The organism is Bradyrhizobium uaiense, assembly GCF_010811875.1.
GTDB lineage: Bacteria > Pseudomonadota > Alphaproteobacteria > Rhizobiales > Xanthobacteraceae > Bradyrhizobium > Bradyrhizobium uaiense.
In genome coordinates this window covers 1-391 of sequence record NZ_VKHP01000611.1, presented here as the reverse complement: position 1 = coordinate 391, position 391 = coordinate 1, and the positions used below count along the sequence as shown (strand labels likewise).

1 protein-coding gene is annotated in these 391 nt (G+C 62.4%); it reads left to right on the top strand.

Annotated features, from left to right (window positions below):
• A partial coding sequence (locus tag FNJ47_RS46730; protein ID WP_206685422.1) for a hypothetical protein occupies positions 1-391 on the top strand: 391 nt, incomplete at both ends.

The window sequence follows — 391 nt, the reverse complement described above, 5'->3', positions numbered from 1 at the left end:
GCAGTGGGTGACGATGCGAGACATGGCCACCAAGACCGCCGAGATGGACGAAAGCTCGCCGACATCTCGTCCTCGTCGATCGAGCTGACGGAGGGGATCCACGTCGTCAAGAACGTCGGACAGACCGGCAAGGACCATCGTCGCTTCACCCGTGCGTGCGAGGAGTTCGCCCGGTTCTACTGGGACTGGTGTGGCCCGCTCATCAAGGCGTCGGCCCTGTCTCTGTCGGTGATCTCGGTGGCAGCTCTCATGGCGATCAATCTAAGATTCGGTCTACTCATGGCCAAGGCCGGCTGGGTGGGCGTCACCGACGTCCCCACCTGTTCACTCATCGCCCTGGTCCTGCCGCGCACCATCGAGGTACTGGGCAACATGGCATGGGGTTACCAAC